Origin of the sequence: uncultured Corynebacterium sp., from assembly GCF_902782855.1 — a bacterium.
In the GTDB taxonomy this organism is placed as follows: Bacteria; Actinomycetota; Actinomycetes; order Mycobacteriales; family Mycobacteriaceae; genus Corynebacterium.
Map to the genome: position 1 here is coordinate 1 of NZ_CACZOO010000132.1, position 7,335 is coordinate 7,335.

Here is a 7,335-nt window from a genome sequence, read left to right on the forward strand (position 1 = left end):
CATCCGTGAGTACGATCCGGTGCTCATCGGTGTCGACCAGGCGGTCGATGAACTGGTCCGGCACGGTTACCGGCCGTCGGTGATCATCGGTGACCCCGAGCTGGTCCCCTCGGAAAACCTGCGTTCCGGCGCCACCGTCATCCTGCCTGCCGACCCCGACGGTCACGCGGCCGGTCTGGAGCGCATCCAGGACCTCGGTGTCGGGGCGATGACCTTCCCCGCCGCCACCGGGAACGCCACCGATCTCGCCCTGCTGCTCGCTGAGTACCACGGTGCGTCCATGGTGGTGAACCTCGGCCCGACCCTCGATCTCGACCACGTCTTCGACACCGCCTCAGCACCGGAAACCCCCTCGTCGATGCTTTCCAGGCTCAAGGTCGGCAGCCGCTTCGTCGATTCCTCGGCGGTCGCCGAGCTTTACCGGGTCTCCCGTTCCGGAGGGGGTTGGCTGTGGGCGGTCCTCGGCATCGTCGCCGCAGTGGTGGTGATCATCCTCATCGCAGGTCTCAGCGGAACGCAGGGATTCGGTGACAACCTCATCGACAGCTGGAACAACATCGCGACGAAGTTCCAGGACCTGTTCTCATGAGCGGCCTGAGGATCCTCGGTGCCACAGCCGCCGGTATCGCCGTCGGAACCCTGCTCGGGTTCTACGTTCTCGCGCCGAATGTGGAGGGAGGGCCCGCCGGGACGGACTCCACGGTCCAGCGGGAACTGGACTCGACCCGTGATGATCTGGCGTCGTCCACCGCCGCGTTGGAGGCGGATGACGTGGTCCTCGACGGTCTTGCGGGAGGGGCCGTCCGTGACGCGCTCAAGGGCCGCAGTATCTTCGTCGTCGCCATGCCGGACGCCGGGCGGGAGCTCGTCGACGCACAACGTCAGCTGCTCACCGAGGCAGGTGCGGAGGACGCCGGGACGCTCTCGCTCACCGACGCCGCCGTCTCCCAGGACAAGGCGGACGCCGTGAAGTCCCTGGCGGTCAACACCCTGCCGTCCGGGGCGAGGCTCTCCGAGGAGCGTCGGGACCCCGGCTACCACCTGGGCCAGGTGATCGGCCAGACGCTGCGCGCCCCGGGTGACGGGGCGGAGGCGGCCTCCGACTCTGCACGGTCCGTGCTGCTGGGCTCTCTCGACAAGGGCGGTTTCCTCGACGGTGGGATCCCCGAGGTGGCGTCCGCGGATGCGGTGGTCGTGGTCACCGGATCCACCGGCGGGTACGCCGGGACCTTCACCGCGGATCTGGCCGCCGGACTGGATGCTGTCACCGGGGGTGTGGTCCTGGCCGGCGACCCGGCATCGACCACTGACGGTGGTGCCCTGGGTGTCCTGCGCGCCGACCGGGCCGACACCGAGAAGGTCAGTACCGTCGACAATGCCGACCGGACCGCCGGACGGATCACGGTGGTCCGTGCCCTCGCTGAGCAGCTCACCGGGAAGGCCGGATCCTACGGCGCGGCGGAAAGTGCTGCCAGGCCGTCCCTGTGATAGGCTGAAGTCCCGTAGGTTTTATCGGTTACCACCACGGGAGTTGACGTGTCTCAGGGGCGCAGCGAGCAGCACACCAAGTTCATTTTCGTTACCGGGGGTGTCGTCTCCTCCCTCGGAAAGGGACTGACCGCCGCCAGCCTGGGCCAGCTGCTGGTGTCGCGGGGACTGACCGTCACCATGCAGAAACTGGATCCGTACCTCAACGTCGATCCGGGCACCATGAACCCTTTCGAGCACGGTGAGGTCTTCGTCACCGACGATGGCGCCGAGACCGACCTCGACCTGGGGCACTACGAGCGCTTCCTGGACCGCAGTCTCACCAAGAACGCCAACGTGACGACCGGCAAGGTGTACTCCACGGTCATCGCCAAGGAGCGTCGTGGTGAGTTTCTCGGCAAGACTGTGCAGGTCATCCCGCACATCACCGATGAGATCAAGGCCCGCATCCTCGCGCAGGCGGCCCCGGACGCGGACGGCGTCGTCCCCGACGTGGTCATCTCCGAGGTCGGCGGTACCGTCGGTGACATCGAGTCCCAGCCCTTCCTCGAGGCCGCCCGTCAGGTCCGTCACGCGGTCGGCAGGGAGAACATCTTCTTCATCCACGTCTCCCTGGTGCCCTATCTCGCCCCGTCCGGCGAGCTGAAGACCAAGCCGACCCAGCACTCCGTCGCCGAGCTGCGCAGCATCGGTATCATCCCGGACGCCATCGTCCTGCGCTGTGACCGTGAGGTTCCGCAGGGGCTGAAGAAGAAGATCGCCCTGATGACCGACGTCGATGAGGAGGGGGTGATCTCCTGTGCGGACTCGTCCTCGATCTACAACATCCCGAAGGTGCTCTACAATGAGCACCTCGATTCCTTCCTCATCCGGAAGCTGAACCTCCCGTTCCGCGATGTGGACTGGACCGTGTGGGGCAACCTGCTCGACCGCGTCCACAACCCGCAGGGCGAGATTACCGTGGCTCTGGTCGGTAAGTACGTTGATCTACCGGACGCCTACCTCTCCGTCGTCGAGGCGATCCGCGCCGGTGCCTTCGGTGAGCGGCGCAAGGCCAACATCCGCTGGGTCGCCGCCGACGACTGCGCCACCCCGGAGGGTGCGGAGAAGCAGCTCGGTGACGTCGACGCGGTCGTCGTTCCCGGCGGTTTCGGTGTCCGCGGGATCGAGGGGAAGATCGCCGCAGTGACCTACTGCCGTGAGCACCTCATCCCGATGCTGGGTATCTGCCTCGGCCTGCAGTGCACGGTCATCGAGGCGGCGAAGGCCGCCGGCATCGCCGACGCCTCCTCCACCGAGTTCACCGAGGAGTTCGGTCAGGCCGGCACCCCGGTGATCTCGACCATGGCCGAGCAGGAGGCCGCCGTCCACGGTGACGCCGACCTGGGTGGGACGATGCGGCTCGGAGCCTACCCGGCGGTACTCGCCGAGGGGTCGGTCGTCGCCGGGGTCTACGGCACCACGGAAGTCTCCGAGCGTCACCGTCACCGTTTCGAGGTGAACAACGCGTACAAGGAGCAGATCGCCGAGGGGTCCGGTCTGGAGTTCTCCGGCACCTCCCCGGACGGTCGACTCGTCGAGTTCGTCGAGTACCCGAAGGAGATCCACCCGTACCTCGTCGCCACCCAGGCACACCCGGAGTACAAGTCCCGGCCCACCCGCCCGCACCCGCTGTTCGCCGGGCTGATCCGGGCGGCCGTCGCCCGTCGTGAGGCGAGGTAGTCCGCTATGACGGAGCTCTACCGCACCCTGTCCAGTGAGCTGCTGGTGGACGCTCCGATCCTGGCGCTGCGCCGGGACCGGATCACCACCGTCACCGGGGACGCGACCCGTGAGGTCGTGGAGCATTTCGGTGCCGCGGCGGTCGTCGCCGTGCGTGACAGGGGACCGTCGGGCCGTGAGGTCCTGCTGGTCCGGCAGTACCGTCGCCCGGTCCGCCGTTACCTCTGGGAGCTGCCCGCGGGCATCCTCGACCTCGTCGGGGAGGACCCGCTGGCCGGGGCCCGGCGTGAGCTCGCCGAGGAGGCGGGTGTCGCGGCGTCCACCTGGCACCTGTTGGGTGACATCGTCACCTCACCGGGGACCAGTGAGGAGATCTGCCGGATCTTCCTCGCCGAGGGGGTCCGGCCGCTGACCGCGGACGAGTCCGGCGTCCTGCCGGAGGCCGAGGGTGAGGAAGCGGACATGACCAGCCGCTGGGTGCCGGTCGACGAAGCCGTGGACATGGTCCGTCGTGGTGAGGTGGAGAACTCCATCGCCGTGGCCGGGCTGCTGCATCTGGCGGTCGGGACCCGCCGTGAGGTCACCGAGCCGTTCGCGAAGACCTCCACGCTCGCTGACCGCCGGTCGGTCGGGCGGGAACCCGGCACCGACATGAAGCATGTCCGCTGACGAATCCCCGCCGGATGCGGTCCTCCGGCGTGACTGGGTCCGCCACCTGCGCACCGAGCGGGGACTGAGCGTCAACACACTGGAGAACTACGGCCGCGACGCCGACCGCTACCTCGCCTGGCTCGGCCATGAGGGACTGACGGTCGCCACCGCAGGTGTCTCGGACATCGAGCGTTTCATCACTGACCTGCGTAAGGGGCACGAGGTCACCGGGGGTCGACCGCTGGCGCAGACCTCCGCGGCCCGGTCGCTGAGCACGGTGCGCAGTCTGCACGCCTTCGCCGCCCGGGAGCGGGGGATCCCAGACGTCGCGGATGCCGTCCCTGTCTCCCAACGGCGCGCCGACCTGCCGAAGGCACTGACCGTCGACCAGGTTTTCGCGCTCATCGAGGCGGTGCCTGTCGGGGAGGACGCCCGTCCGCTCGACCTGCGTGACCGGGCGCTGGTGGAGCTGTTGTACTCGACCGGTGCGCGGATCAGTGAGGTTCTCGCCCTCAACATCGATGACATCGACCGGACCCAGGACACGGTGCTGTTGCACGGCAAGGGTGACCACGAGCGTGTGGTGCCGGTGGGCACTCCGGCGCTCGACGCGGTGGACGCCTGGCTTGTCCGCGGACGTCCGGTGCTGGCGGCCCGGGGTTCCGGCCGGCCCGGTACAGACGGTGCGGCCCTGTTTCTCACGGCGTCGGGGAAACGGATGCGGCGACAGTCCGGGTTCAATGTCGTGGCGGCGGCGGGGGAGAAGGCAGGCCTGGGTAAGGTGAGCCCGCACGCGTTGCGGCACAGTTTCGCCACCCACCTGCTCGCCGGCGGTGCGGACATCCGTGTGGTCCAGGAGCTGCTCGGCCACTCCCATGTGGTGACCACGCAGATATACGCGAAGGTGACTCCGGACCTGTTGCGCGAATCCTGGGCGTTGTCACACCCGAGGACTTGACCGGTGGTGTGCTCCGCAGGGCATCTGCGCTGCGTGATACTGTGGCTGGAGTGATTCCTGAGCCCGGGTGACCCCCGGACCAGGTCAGGAGAACGGGATGAGAGTCCAGGTAAGGAGCTTGACGCCGATGGCTGAGACCACCAAAGGTCTGTTCAATGGGCCCGAGATGGGGCTGACGGGCCGGCCGCTGCGTGAGATCCCCGCCCCAGCGCCACTCGACTCCCACGGGCCGGCGACGGTCATCGCGATGTGCAACCAGAAGGGTGGTGTCGGCAAGACCACCTCCACGATCAACATGGGTGCCGCGCTGGCAGAGTACGGTCGCCGGGTCCTGCTCGTCGACCTGGACCCGCAGGGTGCCCTGTCCGCAGGGCTGGGCATCATGCACGAGGATCTCGACATCACCGTCTACAACCTGCTCGTCGACCCGGACGCCACTCTCGCCGACGCGCTGCACCACACCGCCATCGAGAATCTCGACGTGATTCCGGCGAACATCGACCTGTCGGCGGCGGAGATCCAGCTCGTCAACGAGGTCGGTCGGGAGCAGGCGCTCGCCCGGGCGCTGCGCCCGGTGATGAAGGACTACGACTACATCATCGTCGACTGTCAGCCCTCACTCGGTCTGCTCACAGTCAACGCACTGTGCTGTGCCGACGGGGTCATCATCCCGATGGAGTGCACCTACTTCTCGCTGCGTGGCCTGGCTCTGCTGCATGACACGGTGGACAAGGTGAAGGACCGGTTGAATTTCCGGCTGGAGGTCCTCGGTATCCTCGTGACCCTCTACGACCGGCGGACCAACCACTCCCGCCAGGTGATGAACCGGGTGGTGGAGGTGTTCGGCGACCGGGTCTTCGACACGGTGATCACCCGCACCGTGCGTTTCCCGGAGACCACGGTGGCAGGCGAACCGATCACGACCTGGGCGCCGTCGTCGGACGGGGCGAAACAGTACCGCGACCTGGCCGCCGAGGTCATCGAGCGGACGTAGCCGTGGCTGCGGAGGCTGTGGAGTCCGTCCAGCCGGAGATCACGGGGTTCCGGGTCGCCCTGGCGAACTTCGACGGGCCGTTCGATCTGCTGCTCCAGCTGATCCACTCGCACAAGATGGATGTCACGGAGATCGCCCTGGCGACGGTCACGGACGAGTTCATCGCCTACACCCGCTCCTTGTCCGGGTCCGCCGACGATCTCGACGAGGTGACGGAGTTCCTCGTCGTCGCCGCGACCCTGCTCGATCTCAAGGCAGCCCGTCTCGTGCCCCGCGGTGAGGTGGAGAACGAGGAGGACCTGGCTCTGCTGGAGTCCCGTGACCTGCTCTTCGCCCGACTGCTGCAGTACCGGGCCTACAAGTCTGTCGCGGAACTCTTCGCCGGTTGGCAGCGGGACGCCGCGCGCAGCTATCCGGTGCAGCTGTCCCCGGAGCCACGGTTTGTCGACCTCATGCCGCCGGTGGAGCTGGGGATGACACCGGAGACGTTCGCGGAGATCGCGGCGTCGGCCTTCCGGCCGAAACCCCACGAGGTCGCCACCGGGCACATCCATGTCCAGGCGGTGTCGGTGCCGGAGCAGGCCGGGCACATCCTGTCGACCCTGCGCATCGCCGGCGCCGACCACTGGGTCAGTTTCGCCACCCTGATCTCAGACTGTGACCTCTCGATGACGGTGGTCGGACGGTTCCTCGCGCTGCTGGAGCTCTACAAGGCCCGCGCGGTGGGAATCGACCAGCCGGAGCCGTTGGGCGAGTTGAATGTGGCGTGGACCGGTCTGGATGTCGACCCGTCGGTCGTCGCGGCGAGCAACTGGGACTGATCAGGACTATTCAAGGAGAACGTCATGGAACCTGTGTCACTGCTGCGCAGCAGGCTGGAGTCACTGCTGCTGGTCGCCGACGAGCCGACGACCGCCACCGACTTCGCCCGGCTGCTCGGCGTGCCGGCGGTCGAGGTCACCGAGACTCTCGAGGAGATCGCCACGGAGTTCTCCGACCGGGGGACGGGATTCGAGCTGCGGGAACGTGAGGGGGCCTGGCGGCTCTACACCCGCCGTGAGAACTCGGAGACGGTGGAGGCGAAGGTCCTCGACGGTGCGCAGTCCCGGCTGTCCCGGGCGGCGTTGGAGACTCTGGCGGTGATCGCCTACCGGCAGCCTGTGACACGGTCCCAGGTCGCCGCGATCCGCGGGGTGAACTGCGACGGAGTTATGCGGACGCTGACGCTTCGCGGGCTCATCGCCGAGGTGGGCGTTACAGGGGAGATCGGTGGTGCGCACCTCTACGCGACCACCGAGCTCCTTCTGGAGCAGCTCGGGATCGATTCGTTGGAGGCGCTGCCGAATCTCGCGCCGTTGCTGCCGGAGGTGGACCAGATCGACCTGCCGTGATCCTGTGGCGGTGATGGTCTACACTGGTCCCCCAGACAACTGAACATCCCTCGACCCTGCCGCCAGAGGCGGCAACAGAAAGACTCTGAGGATACCGTGAGCAAGCCCGCTCGCCGAGACGGCACACCGGA

The 7,335-nt window shown here is 67.6% G+C and carries 8 protein-coding genes; all 8 read left to right on the forward strand.

The window, feature by feature from the left end:
- The coding region (gene steA, locus QZV72_RS05970) for a putative cytokinetic ring protein SteA (RefSeq protein ID WP_297006267.1) at positions 1-589 on the forward strand (589 nt) is incomplete at its 5' end.
- Positions 586-1,488, forward strand: coding sequence for a copper transporter (locus tag QZV72_RS05975; RefSeq protein WP_297006269.1), 903 nt, complete (start codon positions 586-588; stop codon positions 1,486-1,488). The genes steA and QZV72_RS05975, both read left to right, overlap by 4 nt.
- Positions 1,489-1,536: 48 nt before the next feature.
- Positions 1,537-3,210, forward strand: a complete 1,674-nt coding sequence (locus QZV72_RS05980; RefSeq protein ID WP_297006271.1) for a CTP synthase — start codon at positions 1,537-1,539, stop codon at positions 3,208-3,210.
- Between the two features lie 6 nt (positions 3,211-3,216).
- On the forward strand, positions 3,217-3,879 hold the full coding sequence (locus tag QZV72_RS05985; protein ID WP_297006273.1) for an NUDIX domain-containing protein: 663 nt from the start codon (positions 3,217-3,219) through the stop codon (positions 3,877-3,879).
- Positions 3,869-4,819 (forward strand): tyrosine recombinase, encoded by a 951-nt coding sequence (locus QZV72_RS05990; protein WP_297006275.1) that lies wholly within the window; start codon positions 3,869-3,871, stop codon positions 4,817-4,819. Before QZV72_RS05985 ends, QZV72_RS05990 begins: the two co-directional genes overlap by 11 nt.
- Positions 4,820-4,946: 127 nt before the next feature.
- Entirely contained in the window at positions 4,947-5,813 is an 867-nt protein-coding gene (locus tag QZV72_RS05995) for a ParA family protein (protein WP_297006277.1), read from the forward strand.
- A gap of 2 nt (positions 5,814-5,815) precedes the next feature.
- Complete coding sequence (locus QZV72_RS06000) at positions 5,816-6,634, forward strand: ScpA family protein (RefSeq protein ID WP_297006279.1); 819 nt, start codon at positions 5,816-5,818, stop codon at positions 6,632-6,634.
- A gap of 24 nt (positions 6,635-6,658) precedes the next feature.
- On the forward strand, positions 6,659-7,204 hold the full coding sequence (gene scpB, locus QZV72_RS06005) for an SMC-Scp complex subunit ScpB (RefSeq protein WP_297006282.1): 546 nt from the start codon (positions 6,659-6,661) through the stop codon (positions 7,202-7,204).
- The last annotated feature ends 131 nt before the right edge of the window (positions 7,205-7,335 follow it).

What these genes read in the sequence shown, in the direction of transcription:
- QZV72_RS05975 (WP_297006269.1), top strand. Translation starts at nt 586, where the DNA reads ATGAGCGGCCTGAGGATCCTCGGTGCCACAGCCGCCGGTATCGCCGTC.
- QZV72_RS05985 (WP_297006273.1), top strand. Translation starts at nt 3,217, where the DNA reads ATGACGGAGCTCTACCGCACCCTGTCCAGTGAGCTGCTGGTGGACGCT.
- QZV72_RS05990 (WP_297006275.1), top strand. Translation starts at nt 3,869, where the DNA reads ATGTCCGCTGACGAATCCCCGCCGGATGCGGTCCTCCGGCGTGACTGG.
- QZV72_RS05995 (WP_297006277.1), top strand. Translation starts at nt 4,947, where the DNA reads ATGGCTGAGACCACCAAAGGTCTGTTCAATGGGCCCGAGATGGGGCTG.
- scpB (WP_297006282.1), top strand. Translation starts at nt 6,659, where the DNA reads ATGGAACCTGTGTCACTGCTGCGCAGCAGGCTGGAGTCACTGCTGCTG.